The organism is Alteripontixanthobacter muriae, from assembly GCF_013336795.1.
GTDB lineage: Bacteria > Pseudomonadota > Alphaproteobacteria > Sphingomonadales > Sphingomonadaceae > Pseudopontixanthobacter > Pseudopontixanthobacter muriae.
In genome coordinates, this window is the sequence record NZ_JAAFZT010000030.1 from 62,131 (window position 1) to 79,759 (window position 17,629).

A 17,629-nucleotide genomic window follows, 5' to 3' on the forward strand; every position below is an offset into this window, starting at 1 on the left:
CGGCGGGGCGCGGCCTGTCCGTCACCCTGTGCGAAAAGGACGATCTGGCGCAGCACACCTCGTCTGCCAGCACCAAGCTGGTGCACGGGGGCCTGCGCTATCTCGAACATTACGAATTCCGCCTCGTGCGCGAGGCACTGGCTGAACGCGAGGTGCTGCTGAAAGCGGCTCCGCATATCATCTGGCCGCTGCGTTTCGTGCTGCCGCATGACAAGGGCCTACGCCCCGGCTGGATGCTGCGCATGGGCCTCTTCCTCTACGACCGGCTGGGCGGCACGCGCACACTGCCCCCCAGCCACGGCGTGGACCTGACGGACGCGCCGCACCGCTCCATCCTGCAGGACCGGCTGCAACGCGGCTTCGAATATTCCGACTGCTGGGTGGAGGATTCGCGCCTGACGGTGCTCTGCGCCGTCGATGCCAGGGAGCGCGGGGCCGAGGTGCTGACCCGCACGATATGCACGGCGCTGGAGCGGCAGGCGGATCACTGGGTGGCGACTTTGCGTAGCGCCGATGGATCGATCCGAAGCGTGAAAGCGCGGGCGGTGGTCAATGCCGCCGGCCCGTGGGTCGACGATGTGGCCCGCATGGGTCTGGGCGGGGGGGCCAAGCCTCATGTCCGTCTGGTGAAGGGCAGCCATATAATCGTGCCCCGCTGGTACGATGGCCCGCATTGCTACATATTCCAGAATGGCGATGGCCGCATCGTCTTCGCCATACCGTACGAGCGCGACTACACGCTGATCGGAACCACCGACCAGCTGTTCCAAGGCGATCGCGACGACGTGCGGATCAGCGAGGAAGAGCGCGATTACCTCTGCCGAGCCGCCAGCGAATATTTCCGCAGCCATGTGACGCCCGGCGATGTGGTTTCGACCTATGCCGGTGTCCGCCCGCTCTACGAAGACAATGCGACGAGCAATTCGACCGTGACCCGCGACTACGTCTTCGAGCTCGATACCGGAGAGACTGCGGATTGTGGCGCGGCGCCCCTCCTCTCGATATATGGCGGGAAGATTACCACCTTCCGCAAGCTTGCCGAACATGCGCTGGACCGTCTGGCGAAACATCTGCCGATGGGTCCGGCATGGACGCGCGATGCCCGACTGCCCGGCGGCGACATCGAAGCGGGTGATTTCTCCGCCTTCCTCTGGCCATTGGGCGAACGCTATCCCTTCCTCGCCCCGGAGACGCTGCTGCGGCTCGCGCGGGCCTATGGCACCCGCATACACGAAGTGCTGGGTAGTGCCCGCTCGGAGGACGATCTCGGCGAGCATTTCGGTCATGGCGTTTTCGAGGCGGAGCTCCGCTACCTTATGGACGAGGAATTCGCCGACACCGGTGAGGACGTGCTGTGGCGGCGTTCCAAGCTCGGCCTGCATCTGGACGACCACGCCTGCGCGCATATCACGAACTGGTACGCCGCCCGCTCGTCGCACCCGGCCCCCGCGTTCGCCAAATAACCCGGCTTCGCTTGAAAGCGCCGGTCGGGAAGTCCACATCGCATCGATTACGAATCCAACCGACATTTGAGGCACAATGACCGCACCGCGCAACCTTGACCGTACGAAACTCCGCAAGGCCTACAGGCAGGAAGAAAATGCCTGTGTCGCCGAACGGATGGGTCAGGCAGGCCCGGCCAGCGCGCTGCATGACGATGCCGCCGCCATTGCCGGAAAGCTGATCCAGGGTGCGCGGCGCCGCAAGGCGAGCGGGATCGACGCCTTTCTGCAGCAATACGGTCTCGGCACCCATGAAGGCATCGCGCTGATGTGCCTTGCCGAGGCGCTGCTGCGGGTGCCCGACGCTCGCACGGCCGATGCGCTGATCAAGGACAAGATCGGCGACATCCACTGGGTCGAACATATCGGCGCCAGCGATTCCACCTTCGTCAATGCCGCAACCTTCTCGCTGATGCTGACGGGCGAGGTTCTGGACCGGCCCGATGAAACGCAGCGCGGCATGGGCAAGGTGCTGAAGCGCACCATCGGCAGGCTGGGCGAACCCGTCATCCGGCAGGCGACCCTGCAGGCGATGCGGATCCTCGGCGGGCAGTTCGTCTATGGCCGCACCATTCAGGAATCGCTGAAGCGCGCCGTGCCCGAACGCCGGGACGGCCTGACCCACAGTTTCGACATGCTGGGTGAAGGCGCGATGACCATGGCCGATGCCGAACGCTACCGCGTTTCCTATGGCGAAGCGCTCGACCGGCTTGCCGCGGAGTCGGACGGCACGATCGAAGGGTCGCCCGGCATTTCGGTTAAACTGTCGGCACTCTACCCGAAGTATGATTTCTTCCATGCCGAGGCCGCTCGCACCTTCCTGGTGCCGGTAATACGCGGCCTGGCGGTGAAGGCGCGCGACGCCAACATCCATTTTACCATCGATGCCGAAGAGGCGGAGCGGCTGGAAGTCAGCCTCGACATCATCGAGGAACTGGCTGCGGACGACACGCTGTTCGAACGCCCCGATGGCAGCGCATGGAAAGGCTTTGGCCTGGCGATCCAGGCCTATCAGAAGCGCGCGGTGCCGCTGTGCGACTGGACTGCGGCGCTGGCGCGACGCCACGGGCGTAAATTCTTCGTGCGGCTGGTGAAGGGCGCTTACTGGGATACGGAAATCAAGCTGGCGCAGGTCGGCGGGTTGTCCGATTACCCGGTGTTTACGCGCAAGCTGGCGACGGATATCTCATTCCTTGCCTGCGCGGCCAGAATGCTGGCGGCGGGCGATGCTATCCATTCCGCTTTCGCAACGCACAATGCCTACACCATCGGCGCGATCAAGGCGCTGGCGGCCAGCAGCGGGCGTGGGCAGGATTTCGAATTTCAGCGCCTCCACGGCATGGGCGAGGAAGTCTACGCCGAACTGCGCCAACTTGAACGCTCTCGCGGGCACGAGGCTACGCCGGTCCGCATCTACGCCCCGACCGGCGGGCACAAGGATCTGCTGGCCTATCTGGTCCGCCGCCTGCTGGAGAACGGCGCGAATTCCTCCTTCGTCAACCGGATGGCCGACAGCAATGTGCCCATCTCGGAACTGACGACCGATCCGGTAACCGACATGCGGGCGCTGGATCTTTGTCGCAATCCCCGCATCCCACTGCCTGCGGAAATCTTCCCGGGACGCGTCAACAGCCTCGGGATAGATCTTTCCGACCCGCTGGTCCGCGAGCCCTTGATGGAGCGGCTGGAAGCCTTGCGCGCCCGCAAGTGGCATGCCGAGCCCACCTTCCGCAGCGACGACGAAGGCGAGGTCGCGCCGATTACCAAGCCGCAGGACCTCAGTGTCGAAATCGGCACGCGCCGTGACGCCCTGCAGATCGAGGTAAGCGAAGGCATCACCCGCGCGGCTGCGATCCAGCCGGGCTGGAACCGCCTTGGCGGCGAGAAGCGCGCCGTGCTGCTGGAAGCGGCAGCCGAAGAATTCGAAGCGCATACGGACGAATTCCTTTCGCTCTGCCAGCGCGAAGCGGGCAAGACCCTGGCCGATGCCGTGCTGGAATTGCGCGAAGCGGTCGACTTCCTGCGCTATTACGCGATGGAAGCGCGGCGGCTGTTCAGTGCACCGTTTCCCCTGCCTGGGCCCACTGGCGAGGAAAACCGCCTGTCCTATGCCGGGCGCGGCGTATTCGTGACGATCAGCCCGTGGAACTTCCCGCTCGCGATCTTCATCGGCCCTGCTGCGGCTGCGCTTGCCGCCGGTAACACTGTCATCGCCAAACCTGCCGAGCAGACTCCGCTCATCGCGGCGCTGGCGGTGGAACTGTGCCACAAGGCGGGCGTCCCCGAAGAGGTGTTTCAGCTGATGCCTGGTGCTGGCGATGTGGGCGAATGGCTCACCGCCGATCCGCGTCTGGCGGGTGTCGCCTTCACCGGGTCGACCGACACGGCGCGGATCATCAATCGGGTGCTGGCCGCTCGCGAAGGACCGATCGCGACCTTCATCGCCGAAACGGGCGGGCAGAACGCCATGATCGTCGACAGTTCCGCCCTGCCCGAACAGGTGACGCGAGACATCGTCGCCAGCGCTTTCCAGAGCGCGGGCCAACGGTGCTCGGCGCTTCGGATGCTCTATCTGCAGGACGACATTGCGGATGATGTGATCGAGATGATCCGGGGTGCATTCGAAGTGCTGGATATCGGCAATCCGGCGGATATCTCAACCGACGTCGGCCCGGTGATCGATCAGGACGCGCAGGCGGCGCTGGAAAGGCACGTCGCCCGCCGCGGCAAGGCTGGCCGTACCGTGTGGAGGCGCGAACTGCCCGAAAGTACTGCTGCCGGCTGCTATGTCGCTCCGACGATAATCGAGATCGGTTCGATCCTCGATCTGAAGCGGGAGAATTTCGGCCCGGTGCTGCATGTCGCCCGGTTCAAGGGCGAGGATCTCGGCAAGGTCATGGAAGACATCAATTCCACCGGATACGGCCTGACCCTCGGCCTGCACAGCCGCATAGAGTCCACCCGCCGGTTCATCGAGGAACGCGCGAAAGTCGGCAATTTCTACGTCAATCGCAACCAGATCGGCGCCGTGGTCGAAAGCCAGCCTTTCGGCGGCGAAGGGTTGTCCGGCACCGGACCCAAGGCGGGCGGACCGAACTACGTCGCGCGCTTCGCGACCGAACGGGTAGTCTGCATCGACACCACGGCAGCAGGCGGTAACGCATCGCTGCTTTCGGGTTGATTTCTGGGATTTCGTTTGAAAAATGCATGGGTCGGAAAGAGTGGCGGCTGCCCTCTCCGGCCCCGTTTCATTGTGCATTCAGGCAGGCTTGCACTAGGAGATTGCAATGAAACGCTTTCTTGCGCTGCTCGCGTCAATGTCCGTCATGCTCTGGTCCGGTCCTGCCGCGGCAGAGGTGCTGCTCAGTTTCCACAGCTTCAACGGTTCGGTGCTGTTCGGACGTTACCCGCACACCTTCGTCGTGATGGAAGGAACGCTGGACGAAACCGGCGAGGCCGTGTCGGAAAATTACGGATTCACCGCCAAGAGCGCCAGCATCGCGGTGCTGAACGGCCCGGTCTATCACGACGTCATGGTGGAAGAGCCAAAATATATCCGCTCGACCAACCGGCATTTCACCGTTCCGATCAGCGACGAGCAATATCATCAGATCGTGGCCGAAATGGTAAAATGGCGCGACGCGCCAGGCAAATATTACGACCTCGACACGCGCAACTGCATCCACTTCGTTGGCCGGATGGCGCAGATTGCCGGGCTGACGGTAGAATATCCGAAGGACATGCTGCGCCGGCCCAAGAAGTGGCTGAACCACATAACCATGCTCAATCCGCAATTGGGCGCTGAACAGGTGGATTGAACCGCTCGGCTCGGCAAAGGGGATAAGAGCGCCCCCGCTCTTGTGCCGTGCCCCGCGATTGCGGAGATTGCATCATGGCGATTCTCAGCGACAAATGGATCCGGACCCAAGCCACAGAGCACGGGATGATCGAACCCTTCGTGGAGGCGCAGCGGCGCGAGGGCTGCATTTCCTACGGCCTCAGCTCCTATGGCTATGACGCGCGGGTAGCCGAGGATTTCAAGATATTCACCAATGTCGATTCCGCCATTGTCGACCCCAAGGATTTTGCCGCCAACAGCTTCGTCGACCGGCGCACCGATGTCTGCGTGATCCCGCCCAACAGCTTCGCCCTTGCCCGCACGGTCGAATATTTCCGCGTGCCCGACGATGTGCTGGTCATCTGCCTCGGCAAGAGCACTTATGCGCGCTGCGGCATTATCGTGAACGTCACCCCGCTGGAACCCGGCTGGGAAGGCCATGTGACGCTGGAGTTCTCCAATACGACCCCGCTTCCGGCCCGCATCTATGCCAATGAGGGGGCGTGCCAGTTCCTGTTCCTGAAAGGCAACGAGCGCTGCGAAACGACCTATGCCGACCGGGCAGGCAAATATATGGGTCAGCGCGGAGTGACCTTGCCGCGCCTTTGATCGACCGGCTTTTCCCGGCGAGCCTTTGACAGGCCGCGCGCCCTGCACCATCCTGACCGAAACACAGGAGCACAGGGCATGGCAGAAACGCGCACATTCGATATCGTGGTCTATGGCGCCACCGGTTACACCGGCAGGCTGGTCGCGGAATATCTGGCATCGCATTATGCGGACCGCGACGATGCGCCCCGCTGGGCCATGGCGGGCCGCAACCGGGCCAAGCTGGAAGAGGTGCGCGCGCTGATCAAGGCGCCGGAGGATACGCCGCTGGTCGTTGCCGATGCCGAGGATGCCGATTCGCTGCGCGCCATGTGCGAAAATACGCGGGTCGTCATCACCACTGTTGGCCCTTATACGCTCTATGGAGAACCGCTGGTGGCTGCCTGCGTTGCGGCGGGCACCGATTACGCCGATCTGTCGGGCGAACCGGCCTGGATGCGGCAGATGATCGACCGCTACGAAACGCAGGCAAAGCAGAGCGGCGCGCGGATCTGCTTCTCCTCGGGCTTCGATTCCATTCCCTTCGATCTTGGCGTGCTGATGCTGCAAAAGGAAGCGATGGAACGCTTCGGGCAGCCTGCGCCACGGGTAAAAGGCCGAGTGCGGGAGATGAAGGGCACCTTTTCGGGCGGGACCGCGGCCAGCATGAAGGCGACGATGCGGGCAATCGCGAAGGAGCCGTCACTGATGAAGATCATGACCAGCCCCTTCGGCCTGACGCCCGGCTCCACCGGCCCCGATCAGCCCAACGGGATGATTCCGCAATATGACGATGAACTGAAAAGCTGGTCCGCCCCTTTCGTAATGGCGGCGATCAACACGAAGAACGTGCACCGCACCAATTTCCTGCGCGGCCATCCCTATGGCGAGGATTTCCGCTATGACGAGATGGTCCTCACCAGCCCCGGCGAAATGGGCAGGAAGGCGGCGCAGGGCCTGGCCAGCATGGTGAAGGCACCCTTCGGCGACGGCGGGCCGAAACCCGGCGAAGGACCGAGCGCCGAAGAACGGATGAACGGCCATTACGATGTGCTATTCGTGGGCGAAATGCCAGATGGCAAACGCATCCGCTATGGCGTGAAAGGCCGCTACGATCCGGGTTACGGTTCGACCAGCCGGATGATAGCGGAAACCGGCAACGCCCTGCTCGACAGCGACGCGCCGGGCGGCATCGGTACGCCCGGTTCGCTGCTGGGTGAAGCACTGGTTGCCCGGCTGCGTGAGCATGCCGAGCTGACCTTCGCCGTCGAGGACTGACGCGTCAGAAGCTGCTCTGCAGCGTCAGCTTGAAGTTGCGGCCCGCCAGGGGAACGAAATCCTTGGTGAAGCTGGCGTGGCGGCGGCCCTGGGCATCGAAGATGTTGTTCACCTGCGCCAGCAGGGTGACGTTGTCCTGACCGCGCAGCGGCTTCCAGGCGAGCGATGCGTTGACGAAGGTGAAATCGTCAGTCGCCGTTTCGAATGTGGCGGTCCGGTTCTGCTCGCCATTATACTGCACCTCGACCCGCCCGTCGAAACGCTGTGTGCTCGCTTCCAGCGCACCCAGCAGACTGAAGGGCGGGATGCGCGGCAGCGGCGATCCGTCGTCCAGTTCGGCATGGATGTAATCGCCGCGCAGATCGGCCAGCAACTGGATGCCATTCCGTTCGAACAGCGGGAAGCTCATCTCCCCCTCCACGCCGGAATAGGTCGCATCGTGTTGCAGGTACTGGAACACGGGCAAATCGTCTTCCTCAAGCCCGGTATCCGACAAATAGATGTAATCGTCGAACCAGCTGCGAAACACCGCGACGCTCACCTGCACATCGCCGAACCGGCCGCGCATGAAGCCTTCAAGGCCCAGGGCACTTTCGGTGGAGAGGTTCACATCGCCGATCTCGAAAGCCTGGGTCGCGATATGGGGGCCGTTTGAGAACAGCTCCTCTGCGCTCGGCGCCCGCTCCGCGCGGCTGGCGTTGATCCCGAAGCGCAGTCCGGCATCGGTTTCGCGCACCACGCCGACAGCGCCCGACAAGCCATTGAAATGGCGCTGAATGCCCAGCGCCGCAGACTCCACGTCGGTGCTTTCATACCGGCCGGCGAATTCCAGCTGCACGGGGCCCAGCGTCACTTCCTGCAGGCCGAAGACTGCATATTGGTCGGTGCGGTTGCGCGGAACGTAGGCTTCGGCTCCGAATGCGTCGAAGTCGCGGAAATAATACTGGAAACCGATGGAGCCGTTCCAATTGTCCCTTCCGCGCTGCACCAGTTCCGCGCGGGTTTCGATGCCCTGCACCTCGAACACGGTGCCGACTTCAGCACCCTCGAATTCCGTATGCGTGTAATCGCTGTAGCCGGCGCGGGTCTTCAGTTCGGAAAAGAAGCCGTCGCCAAGGTCGAGGCTGCCGCGGAAATCGGCGCGATACTGGCGAAGGCCGATGGAAACCTGTTCGCCGCCTTCCCCCTCCTCGTGCTCCTCGCCCTCGTGTTCTACGTGCTCTTCTTCGCCATGGGCGTGGCCCGTTCCGGGCCTTCCGGGGACCTCGTAATTCGTGTCATAGATGCCGACCGATGCGCCAAGATTGCTGCCGTTCGCAAACATCGCGAAGCCCGCATTGGCGCTCCAGGTTTCGGTTGCGCTGCTGGGCAGTACGCCGCGCTGGGCTGCGGCTTCGCGTAGTTCTTCCGCCTCTTCGGGCTCTTCCGCCTCTTCCTCGGCAGCTTCTGCCAGCAATTCTGCACGCAATCGCGGCGCGACGGTGAAGCCGGGAACTTCCAGATCGTCGGTCTTCCGGTATGAACCATCGACGTGGAATGCGAAATTCTCGCCTGCGGGGAAGTCGATCGATACGCCGCCCTGGCGCAGAGCGGAGGCAGTATCCACGCCCGCGATCGCGTCGACATGAACGGGTTCGTTCGGCATGCGGAGCGGAATGCGCTTGTCGATCACATTGACCGCGCCCCCGATGGCCTGGCTGCCGTAGAGCAGCGTCGCAGGCCCGCGCAGCACCTCGATACGTTCGGCGTTCAGCGGGTCGATGGAGACGGCGTGATCGTCCGAGGTGTTGGAAACGTCGATAGTGCCGAGGCCATCGACCAGCACCTTCACGCGCTCGCCAGAAAACCCGCGCAGCACCGGGCGCGAAGCACCGGGAGAGAAGCCGGTTGCGGACACGCCGGGGATCTTGACCAGAATTTCGCCCAATTGGCCGTCCATATTGCGAAGCAGTTCGGCACCTTCGACAACCGTCGTGCCGGCCAATACGTCGAGCTGCGTGATGCCGGCAGCGGTCACGACGATCTCGTTTCCGGCGCCGATCCGCCGATCGTGCAGATCGTCCGCAGGATAGTCATTCGGATCGACGACTTGCATGCCGACAGTCGGCGCGTCGGCGTCGTCTGAGTCCTGCGCATGGACCGGCAGAACGAGGGCGAGAGACAGGGCAGTGCCGCAAAGGAGCGCGGACATACCGGGGCGAATTATGGGATGAGACTTTATCACATCTCTCCATTAGCGGAGATCGGGGCTTGTGCAAGACCATTCCGGCGAGAGGAATGCAATTTTTCTGGAAAGAGGCAAAGATGGCGAACCCCCGCCGGCAGGCAGAAGGTCGTGCCGTCCGCTAAGACGGATGGCAGCCCCAAAAGGCTGTTATCGCAAGAAGAAAATGGAGCGGGCGAGGCGATTCGAACGCCCGACCCCAACCTTGGCAAGGTTGTGCTCTACCCCTGAGCTACGCCCGCTCACTGACGCTCCCGGTGTGGCGGCAATCGCCGCGGCCCGGTGGGGAAGCGGCCGATTAGCAGCGGTCCTGCCATGCGGCAAGCGAATTTTGCGGGATTTTCGCTACTGCTGCAAATTGGGGTGTGCGGCACAGCTTTGCACTTCACAATCCGGCGCAAATCCCCACATGAAGCTGAACGCTTTTACGACACGCAGCAGCAACGGGAGTACGCCTTGGCGAGCATGGGCCTGAATATTGACGAACAGAAAGCCGTGGACCGCTTCAAGAAGGACGTCGTCGATCCTTCGATGAAGAGCCTGGTCATCCTCGACTTCTGGGCGGAATGGTGCGGGCCGTGCAAGGCGCTGACGCCGGTTCTGGAGAAAGTCGCGGCCGAATATGCCGACAAGGGCGTGGTCCTGCGCAAGCTGAATGTCGATGAAGAACAATTCATCGCGAGTCAGTTCCAGGTCAAGTCGATCCCGACAGTCTATGCCATGTTCCAGGGGCAGCCGGTTGCCGATCTGACGCAGGCGCGCACCGAATCGCAACTGAAGCAGACGCTCGACCAGATCCTGGCGCAACTGCCGATCGAAGGCGGTGCGCCGCAGCAGGATGGCGGTCAGCAGCAGGACGTGTCGCAATTCGTAACGATGGGCGAAGAGGTGCTGGCCTCAGGCGACGCGGAACGGGCCGCCGGCATATTCCAGCAGGTCACGCAGATGGCGCCGGACAATCCTGCTGCCCATGCAGGCCTCGTCCGCGCGCTTGTCGCTGCCGGTCGAGTTCAGGAAGCGGAACTTGCGCTTGCGGCCGTGCCCGAGACGCTCACAGACGATCCGCTGATCGGACAGGCGCGTACCGCACTTTCGCTGGCGGGCACTCAGGTCGATGATGGCGAGTTGCAGGCGCTGCGGCAGGCCGCAGCGGAACGGCCCGCCGACAACGATGCGCAACTGGTCTTTGCCGAAGCAGCGTTTGCCGCTGGCGAACGCGACGAAGCTGCCGATGCGCTCCTCGGCGTGATTGAGCGCGATCCAGAATGGAACGAGGGCGCAGCTCGTGCCAAGCTGCTGCAGTTCTTTGAAGCCACCGGGCTTGAAGACCCATGGGCCGTGGCCACTCGGCGCAGGCTCTCGCGTCTGCTGTTCGGATAGGATCTTGGCCCGCCGCCTTTCCATTTTCCCGCTGACGGGCGCCATCCTGTTCCCGGATCTGCAGATGCCGCTGCATATCTTCGAGCCGCGCTATCGGGCGCTCGTCAGCGACGCCCTCGCGCGCGACCGGCGTATAGCCATGCTCCAGCCGCGCGGCGGCGGCGACAGCACCCGGCTGTTCGATGTCGGCTGCGTTGGCCGGATCGGCGATGTCGAGGCGCTGGATGACGGCCGGTTCAACGTAGTACTGGAAGGCGAACAAAGATTTCGCCTGATCCGCGAACTGGATGTGAAAACAGCGTTTCGCCAGATCGAGGCGGAATTGATCGAGGAAAGCAGCGATGAGACGCTGAGCAGCGTGGAGCGCGCAGGTTTCGACCAGGAGGCCCGCCGCTTCGCCGATGCGCAGGGCTACAGCGTCGATTGGGATTCGGTGGAGCGGCTGGACGATGCTTCGCTCATCAACGGCGTATCCCAGATCGCGCCCTTCGACTCTGCCGCCAAGCAGGCTTTGCTTGAAGCCGCCGATCTTTCGCAACGCTGCGAATTGCTGGTGCAATTGATGCAGTTCTTCGCCCGCCGCGACGGCGACAGCGACCGCGTGACCCTGCAATAGCATCAGCGCGCATCGAGGTCAGATGGAGAAGCTGGCCCGTAAGCCGTCAATCACATATTGCGCCGCCAGGGCCGCAAGCAGGACGCCGAGAAGGCGGGTAATTGCTGCTTCCACCTTGTCGCCCAGCAACCGCATCAGCGGCCCTGCCGCGATCAATGCCAGCAGCGTCAGCAGCAGAACCAGAATTAACGCGCCAAGCACGACCACCGTTGCCAATGGATCGGTATCGGAACTGGTCAGCAGCATGATGGTGGCAATCGCGCCCGGCCCGGCCAGCATGGGCATGGCCATGGGGAAGACCGAGACGTCCTCCACCTCGTCGGCCAGCACCTGTTCCGCCCGTTCCTCCCGCCTTTGCGTGCGTTTCTCGAACACCATTTCTAGCGCGATGACGAACAGCATGATGCCGCCGGCAATGCGGAAGGAATCAAGTTCGATGTGCAAGGCGTTGAGCAATTGCTCGCCGAACAGGGCGAACAGGACGAGGATGATTGCGGCGATGCTGACGGCGCGGGTGGCCATCACCCGGCGCTGGCGCGATGTCGCATCGGCGGTCAGGCCCGCATAGATCGGCGCGCAACCGGGCGGATCGATGACGACGAACAGCGTCACGAAAGCCGAAATGAACAGTTCGACCATCAGGGCCGCTCCAAGCGGTCGAAAGAGGTGCCGTTCCACAGGTCGACCGCGATGCTGCCGTTGGCACCATCTGTAGTCTGCCAGCGCAGGGTGCCATCTTCTGAGGCGCCGCGGCCTGCCACGGCGCCTTCCGGCGCGATCGCAGCAACATTGTCGCAGGAGGCTACTCGAGTAGCGATGAATTCGCCGGGCTCAGCAGAGGGGGGCGCACCTTGAAAACGGCGGGCCACCCAGCGATAATTGCCATTCGGCTGTCGCTGCCACACGGTTCCGTAAGTTCCAGCGACACCGCCCGCCCCCCGCCAGTCGCCCCGGGCAACCGAAAGCGTACCATCGCAGCTTGCCAGGATCAGGCGCGGCTGCGTACCGTCGACGCTTGTCGCCGATCCCGCAATCTGGGCCGGCGTCATATCTGACGCCGCAAAATCATTTGCGCCTTCGATCGGTCCCTGCTCGCGAATGGCGCGGGCCATCGCCAGTTCCGCGGCTACGACTTCGCCGGGCTTGGCGACGGCGCGAAGCCGATCGCGCGGATCACCTCCTACCGCGCAGGCACTGAGCGCGAGCATCACCGCGATTGCCCCAGCACATGCGGTGCCGCGCCTCGCTCCCACTGCCGCCGACCTCACAGCGCGCCGTCAGGAAGGGCGATGCCCTCGTTCCGGTAGGCAGCGACCAGCGTATTGCGCAGCAGGACAGCGATCGTCATCGGCCCGACGCCGCCCGGCACCGGGGTGATGGCTCCGGCATGTTCGGAGGCTTCAGTAAAGGCGACGTCACCCACCAGACGGCCCTTCTCCGCCCCTTCTTCCGGCGGTAACCTGTTGATCCCCACATCGATGATTGTCGCGCCCGGCTTGATCCAGTCGCCGCGCACCATTTCGGGCCTGCCTACGGCTGCAACGACGATGTCCGCCCTTCGCACCACATCAGCCAGATCTTTCGTGCGGCTATGCGCGATGGTCACGGTGGCGTTCGCATCGAGCAGCAACTGCGCCATCGGCTTGCCGACAATGTTGGAGCGGCCGATGACCACCGCATTCAGGCTCGACAGATCGCCCAGGCGGTCTGTGAGCAACATCATGCAACCAAGCGGCGTACAGGGCACGAAGCCTTCCTGCCCCACGGCAAGACGGCCGGCATTGGTGACGTGAAAGCCGTCCACGTCCTTGTCAGGCGAAATGGCGGAGATGATCGTCTGCTCGTCCAGCCCCTGCGGCAAGGGGAGCTGCACCAGGATCCCGTCGACTGCAGGGTCGGCGTTGAGCCGTTCTACCAGAGCCAGCAGATCGCCTTGTGCGGTGTCTGCGGGCAGGCGATGCTCGAAACTCGCCATATTGGCTACGAGAGTCGCCCGCCCCTTGGAGCGGACATAGACCTCGCTTGCCGCATCCGCGCCGACCAGCACGACCGCAAGCCCCGCCTTCCGGCCTGCCCTTTTCGCGAAATCCGCGGCGACCGTGCCGACTTTATCCCGAAGCCTTTCGGCGAAAGCCTTACCGTCGATGATCTGCGCGGTCATATCGAGGCCATGGCGACATTGCGCAGAACGATCTCGACCAGCTGCAAGATGATGATCAGGACCAGCGGACTGAAATCGATCGCTCCAGTGCGCGGCAGAATCCGGCGGATCGGCGCCAGCACCGGTTCCAGCAACGTATTGATCGAATTGTAGACTGCAGCCGCAAACTGGTTCGACTGATTGACGACATTGAAGGCGAACAGCAGCCCGATCACGAACTGAACGATGATCAGCATCAGCAGGACGCTGGTCAGCAATTCGACGATCTGGAGCAGGGTAATCAGGAACACAAGCGGATACCTTGAACGACAGGACAGGATCGGGTGGAAACTGGCCGCCTTCTACAGGAGGGCGGCGCTCCCTATCAACCGCATAATCCGCTTTCAGGCCGGACTGCTTGCACCCACCCGTTCCATCGGTTCGAGCAATGTGCTTTCGCGGATGGTCCAGCGCAATTGTTCGGGTGTCGCGCCGGGCACGTCATTGGCGCGCACGAGGGTGATCGTGCCTCGCCGCGGGGCGCTGATGACGTTTGGGCCAATCGCGGCTTCCTCGAACAGCAAGGTGACGCGCGCTTCGCAATAGCTGGTGCCCGCCGCCCCTTCCAACCGCAGATCCCCGACTTCCAGTTCCGGATTGCCCCAGCCCTCGTGCAGTTCTTCCAGCTGATCGGCCGCGACTCCGCGGCTGCTGCCCCAGACCCTGGCGGCATCCTCGTACCGCCCCGCGTCGATTGCCGCCGCGTAATAGGCCAGAACATCGCCGCATTGGCGGCTGTTCAGATCGGCATCGCCGTCTGCGAACAATGCGCTCTCGTTCTCCGCCACCGCGGCTTCATCCGTCGCCTCGGACGCCCCGCAGGCCGCAAGACCGGGCAGGATGATGAGAGCGGGAATAAGATTTCGCAAATAGCGCATGTTTCAATGCGCCCTTATCAAAGTGCCCGCCCCGCGTGAGGTGAAGAATTCCAGCAGCATCGCGTGGGATACTCTCCCGTCGAGTACGACCGCAGCATCGCAGCCCGCTTCCACGGCGGCAACGCAGGTTTCCAGTTTCGGGATCATGCCGCCGCTGATCGTGCCGCCGGCGCGCAGGGATGCGATGGCAGAGGGCGTAAGGTCCGTGATCAGCTCGCCTTCTGCGTCCAGCACGCCCGCCACATCCGTCAGCAGGAACAGCCGCGCTGCGCCGAGTGCCGCTGCGACCGCACCTGCCATCGTGTCGGCGTTGATGTTGTAGGTTTCGCCATCCTCGCCCGATCCGATCGGGGCGATGACGGGGATCATGCCCGCCGCGCTCACCGTATCGATGATCGTCGTATCGATGCGGGTCGGCTCGCCAACGAAGCCGAGATCGACGGCCCGTTCGATGTTGCTGTCGGGATCGCGGGTAGTGCGGGAAATCCTCGTCGCGGTGACCAGGTTTCCGTCCTTGCCGCTGATGCCGATGGCCGTGCCGCCCGCATTCGCGATCCAGCCGACCAGCTGCTTGTTGATCGCGCCTGACAGCACCATTTCCGCGATCTCCGCCGTCTGGCGATCGGTGACGCGCAAGCCATCAACGAAGCGGGATTCCACGCCGAGCTTCTTCAGCATCGCGCCGATCTGCGGCCCGCCGCCATGCACGACGACGGGATTGATGCCGACGGCTTTCAGCAGCACGATATCTTCGGCGAAATCACGCGCAGCGCCCACATCGCCCATGGCATGGCCGCCATATTTCACGACGAAGGTCCGCCCGGCATAGCGCTGGAAATATGGAAGAGCTTCGATCAGCGTTTCCGCCTTGGCAAGAAACTTCCGATCGTCCGAGATTGCATCCGCCATTATTGCCCCTTGAGCCGCCATCACTGCTTGCAGGGCTGCTCGCCCGCCGGACATGCCGCTTAGCGGCTGTCGCGTCTTACGGATAGCGCGTTCAGTTCATCATCGCCACATTGGCGGCAGCGATATAGACCTGTTCGCCATTGGCGATGTCGTTGCTGACACTGTCGGGCAATTCCATTCCGTCGAGCGAACGGACGGTGCCGGTCACGGTCACGCGGCTACCGGGATTGATGTCGAGCATACCCTCGCGCGCCATGTCGGGCGTGCGGGTCTCATCAAACATGACCAGCGTTTCCGCTGCGCCGGTACCGATGGTGAAGGCCTCGTCACCCACGACGCGATTGACCGCGATGCCTGGTAGTTCGATCGTCCGGCCGACCATCGCATCCACTTGCCCGAGCATGGCCGCTCCCGTGACATTGGCGGCGGAGGGTCCGAGATCGGGCGTCGCGGGGTCTGGCAGTTCTTCCTGCGTGGTGACAAGAGCATCGGCGGGCGTGACGTTGTCATCGCTCAGATCGGGGTTCAGGAGCCACGCGACCAGCGCAATTGCGAGCAGCACCAGGAGGATGATCCAAATCCATTTGGCGCGTGAGGCGACGGGATCATTGTTATCGGTCATCTGAATGACTTCTCCTGTTCAGGCTGAAATCGAAACGATCACAGAATGATGCGGTTCCTTGTGCGGCCTTTTGTAGCCGCAGGGCACGAGGATGCGCGCTGCGCGTTATTATGATCAGACAATCGTTTCTGACGGAGGATTCCTTGCGCAAACCCCTGCTTCCTGCCCTTGCCTGCGTAATCCCGATGATGCTGACAGCAGGGTGCGCGGCAACTGCAAGCGGCACCCCGGATATGCCGGCCACGCCCGCCAATCACTGCCCCGACACTGCGGGATGGCAGGCCTATATCGATGCGATGCCACGCGTGATCGACGGCTCCGCGCCTGCGCAGAGCAACCGCCGCCTGATCGTCACCGGCGAAGCAGACCTGCCCGACGGTGCGAGTGCGCGGCTGTTGATGGGACCGACCGACCGGATGCAACCACCGGGGCAGCGCTTTACGCTCGACATCGTGGATGGCGGCAATGCGCCCCGGCTGGATTCCGGCCCGCGCAAGGGCTGGGCCATGGTGCGGGCGGTCAAGGAGGATGCCCTTCCGGCCTATTCCTCCGTCATCATCAGTTGCGGCGACGAAGTGATTGCGACCATCGACGAGATCTCGACCGTCTACTGAACTTCGATTCTGCAAGGGCGACGCAACAGCGAATTGCCAAGCATCCGCACCGCTGTAAGGATGCCGGCATGAGCAAGATCGTCAAATTCCCCAAGAAGCGCCGCCGCAAGGGCCGCTGGACCACCGCCCGCGACTACGGCGCTGCGGAAACGCCTCGCTTCGGGCAGTCGCGCAAGAAGGGGAGCGGCATGTTGCGCCGGTTGCTGCCGCTTCTGGTGCTGGTGGCGGCGATTACGGCCTGGGTTATTTGGCAAGGTGCGCGGGACGAGGACACGCTGCCGCAGCCGCCGGGCGCTCCGCCGCCGCAGGAGGAGACCGCGCTCAGCCGGTCTTCCTCCGCAGCCGAGTTGGATGCGCAGCAGCCCGTCGTCGTCGGCGGCTTTGCAGCGGCTTCGTCTGCCGACATTCATTCGGCCAATTTCACGCGCTGTGGCAGCGGGGAACGCGTGAATTGCGTGGTGGATGGCGATACGATCTGGTTCGGCGGAGAGAAGATCCGCTTTGCCAGCATGGATACGCCGGAAATCAGCAGCCCCGGCTGCGCGCGCGAGGCCGAACTGGGCGAAGCGGCCACCCGCCGGATGCAGGAATTGCTGAACGAAGGGCCGTTCGCCCTGACTCTGAACCCCGGCGACGAGAACCGCGACCGCTATGGCCGCCTACTCCGCCGCGTCAGCCGCGACGGACAGGATCTGGGCGAAGTGCTGATTGCCGAAGGGCTGTCGGAACGCTGGCCGAGTTCAATCGACTGGTGCGGGTAAAAGACTGCTGAGGCTTCCGTCTGTCTCACCTTCCCGAAAGGCCAGTGGCGGGAAGGTTCATTGGCGGTTTACCGGCTAGCTCCAGCTTTTCCTGAAGATTTGAGAGCCGTCGCGCACTAGGGTCCGGACCCATAAACAGGATTCACAGCGGCATTGGGATGTGATTCATGAGCCTCCAGTGAGGAGGCATGTGGATGGCAAATTTCTTCTGGTTCTCGG

At 63.2% G+C, this 17,629-nt stretch carries 17 protein-coding genes and 1 tRNA gene; 9 read left to right on the top strand and 9 right to left on the bottom strand.

Annotated features, from left to right (window positions below; genetic code table 11):
* From glpD to G7A66_RS09485, 5 genes are all read left to right on the top strand, one after another.
* Window positions 1-1,463, top strand: a 1,463-nt coding sequence (gene glpD / locus G7A66_RS09465) for a glycerol-3-phosphate dehydrogenase (RefSeq protein WP_232366784.1), incomplete at its 5' end; no start/stop codon positions are given.
* 76 nt (window positions 1,464-1,539) lie between these two features.
* Complete coding sequence (gene putA, locus G7A66_RS09470) at window positions 1,540-4,683, top strand: bifunctional proline dehydrogenase/L-glutamate gamma-semialdehyde dehydrogenase PutA (protein ID WP_174295444.1); 3,144 nt, start codon at window positions 1,540-1,542, stop codon at window positions 4,681-4,683.
* Window positions 4,684-4,789: 106 nt separating this feature from the next.
* Window positions 4,790-5,320 (top strand): hypothetical protein, encoded by a 531-nt coding sequence (locus G7A66_RS09475; protein ID WP_174295445.1) that lies wholly within the window; start codon window positions 4,790-4,792, stop codon window positions 5,318-5,320.
* A 74-nt stretch (window positions 5,321-5,394) separates the two neighbouring features.
* The gene (gene dcd / locus G7A66_RS09480; protein ID WP_174295446.1) at window positions 5,395-5,949 is read left to right on the top strand and encodes a dCTP deaminase; all 555 of its coding nucleotides are present in this window, start codon (window positions 5,395-5,397) and stop codon (window positions 5,947-5,949) included.
* A gap of 78 nt (window positions 5,950-6,027) precedes the next feature.
* Window positions 6,028-7,206 carry a saccharopine dehydrogenase family protein gene (locus tag G7A66_RS09485; protein ID WP_174295447.1) on the top strand — a complete coding sequence of 393 codons (1,179 nt, stop codon included), beginning with the start codon at window positions 6,028-6,030 and terminating at the stop codon, window positions 7,204-7,206.
* A gap of 4 nt (window positions 7,207-7,210) precedes the next feature.
* Here the strand turns inward: G7A66_RS09485 and G7A66_RS09490 are convergent, their stop codons facing one another.
* Window positions 7,211-9,397 (bottom strand): TonB-dependent receptor, encoded by a 2,187-nt coding sequence (locus tag G7A66_RS09490; protein ID WP_174295448.1) that lies wholly within the window; start codon window positions 9,395-9,397, stop codon window positions 7,211-7,213.
* A gap of 200 nt (window positions 9,398-9,597) precedes the next feature.
* Window positions 9,598-9,672, bottom strand: a tRNA-Gly gene (locus G7A66_RS09495).
* Window positions 9,673-9,895: 223 nt separating this feature from the next.
* Here G7A66_RS09495 and G7A66_RS09500 point away from each other — a divergent pair.
* Entirely contained in the window at window positions 9,896-10,810 is a 915-nt protein-coding gene (locus G7A66_RS09500) for a tetratricopeptide repeat protein (protein WP_174295463.1), read from the top strand.
* Between the two features lie 4 nt (window positions 10,811-10,814).
* Window positions 10,815-11,426, top strand: coding sequence for an LON peptidase substrate-binding domain-containing protein (locus G7A66_RS09505; RefSeq protein ID WP_174295449.1), 612 nt, complete (start codon window positions 10,815-10,817; stop codon window positions 11,424-11,426).
* A gap of 18 nt (window positions 11,427-11,444) precedes the next feature.
* On the opposite strand, the gene G7A66_RS09510 is transcribed toward G7A66_RS09505, so the two are convergent.
* From G7A66_RS09510 to G7A66_RS09540, 7 genes are all read right to left on the bottom strand, one after another.
* Complete coding sequence (locus G7A66_RS09510) at window positions 11,445-12,065, bottom strand: MarC family protein (protein ID WP_174295450.1); 621 nt, start codon at window positions 12,063-12,065, stop codon at window positions 11,445-11,447.
* The gene (locus G7A66_RS09515; RefSeq protein ID WP_174295451.1) at window positions 12,065-12,634 is read right to left on the bottom strand and encodes a hypothetical protein; all 570 of its coding nucleotides are present in this window, start codon (window positions 12,632-12,634) and stop codon (window positions 12,065-12,067) included. The genes G7A66_RS09510 and G7A66_RS09515 overlap by 1 nt, the downstream gene beginning before the upstream one ends.
* A gap of 56 nt (window positions 12,635-12,690) precedes the next feature.
* Window positions 12,691-13,587 (bottom strand): bifunctional methylenetetrahydrofolate dehydrogenase/methenyltetrahydrofolate cyclohydrolase FolD, encoded by an 897-nt coding sequence (gene folD, locus G7A66_RS09520; protein ID WP_174295452.1) that lies wholly within the window; start codon window positions 13,585-13,587, stop codon window positions 12,691-12,693.
* The gene (locus G7A66_RS09525) at window positions 13,584-13,877 is read right to left on the bottom strand and encodes a YggT family protein (RefSeq protein WP_174295453.1); all 294 of its coding nucleotides are present in this window, start codon (window positions 13,875-13,877) and stop codon (window positions 13,584-13,586) included. Before G7A66_RS09525 ends, folD begins: the two co-directional genes overlap by 4 nt.
* Window positions 13,878-13,970: 93 nt before the next feature.
* Window positions 13,971-14,504: a hypothetical protein gene (locus G7A66_RS09530; protein WP_174295454.1), complete on the bottom strand. Its 534-nt coding sequence runs from the start codon at window positions 14,502-14,504 to the stop codon at window positions 13,971-13,973.
* Window positions 14,505-14,507: 3 nt separating this feature from the next.
* Window positions 14,508-15,413, bottom strand: coding sequence for an acetylglutamate kinase (argB, locus tag G7A66_RS09535; RefSeq protein ID WP_174295455.1), 906 nt, complete (start codon window positions 15,411-15,413; stop codon window positions 14,508-14,510).
* A 91-nt stretch (window positions 15,414-15,504) separates the two neighbouring features.
* Window positions 15,505-16,035 carry a hypothetical protein gene (locus tag G7A66_RS09540; protein ID WP_174295456.1) on the bottom strand — a complete coding sequence of 177 codons (531 nt, stop codon included), beginning with the start codon at window positions 16,033-16,035 and terminating at the stop codon, window positions 15,505-15,507.
* A gap of 143 nt (window positions 16,036-16,178) precedes the next feature.
* Here G7A66_RS09540 and G7A66_RS09545 point away from each other — a divergent pair, with 143 nt between their 5' ends.
* Complete coding sequence (locus G7A66_RS09545; protein WP_174295457.1) at window positions 16,179-16,649, top strand: hypothetical protein; 471 nt, start codon at window positions 16,179-16,181, stop codon at window positions 16,647-16,649.
* A gap of 68 nt (window positions 16,650-16,717) precedes the next feature.
* Window positions 16,718-17,410: a thermonuclease family protein gene (locus G7A66_RS09550; protein WP_232366785.1), complete on the top strand. Its 693-nt coding sequence runs from the start codon at window positions 16,718-16,720 to the stop codon at window positions 17,408-17,410.
* Window positions 17,411-17,629 lie beyond the last annotated feature (219 nt).

Coding starts and splice junctions, on each gene's coding strand:
- G7A66_RS09500 (WP_174295463.1), top strand. CDS start 9,896: ATGGGCCTGAATATTGACGAACAGAAAGCCGTGGACCGCTTCAAGAAG.
- G7A66_RS09490 (WP_174295448.1), bottom strand. CDS start 9,397: ATGTCCGCGCTCCTTTGCGGCACTGCCCTGTCTCTCGCCCTCGTTCTG.
- G7A66_RS09485 (WP_174295447.1), top strand. CDS start 6,028: ATGGCAGAAACGCGCACATTCGATATCGTGGTCTATGGCGCCACCGGT.
- folD (WP_174295452.1), bottom strand. CDS start 13,587: ATGACCGCGCAGATCATCGACGGTAAGGCTTTCGCCGAAAGGCTTCGG.
- putA (WP_174295444.1), top strand. CDS start 1,540: ATGACCGCACCGCGCAACCTTGACCGTACGAAACTCCGCAAGGCCTAC.
- G7A66_RS09510 (WP_174295450.1), bottom strand. CDS start 12,065: ATGGTCGAACTGTTCATTTCGGCTTTCGTGACGCTGTTCGTCGTCATC.
- dcd (WP_174295446.1), top strand. CDS start 5,395: ATGGCGATTCTCAGCGACAAATGGATCCGGACCCAAGCCACAGAGCAC.
- argB (WP_174295455.1), bottom strand. CDS start 15,413: ATGGCGGATGCAATCTCGGACGATCGGAAGTTTCTTGCCAAGGCGGAA.
- G7A66_RS09475 (WP_174295445.1), top strand. CDS start 4,790: ATGAAACGCTTTCTTGCGCTGCTCGCGTCAATGTCCGTCATGCTCTGG.
- G7A66_RS09530 (WP_174295454.1), bottom strand. CDS start 14,504: ATGCGCTATTTGCGAAATCTTATTCCCGCTCTCATCATCCTGCCCGGT.
- G7A66_RS09515 (WP_174295451.1), bottom strand. CDS start 12,634: ATGCTCGCGCTCAGTGCCTGCGCGGTAGGAGGTGATCCGCGCGATCGG.
- G7A66_RS09540 (WP_174295456.1), bottom strand. CDS start 16,035: ATGACCGATAACAATGATCCCGTCGCCTCACGCGCCAAATGGATTTGG.
- G7A66_RS09550 (WP_232366785.1), top strand. CDS start 16,718: ATGAGCAAGATCGTCAAATTCCCCAAGAAGCGCCGCCGCAAGGGCCGC.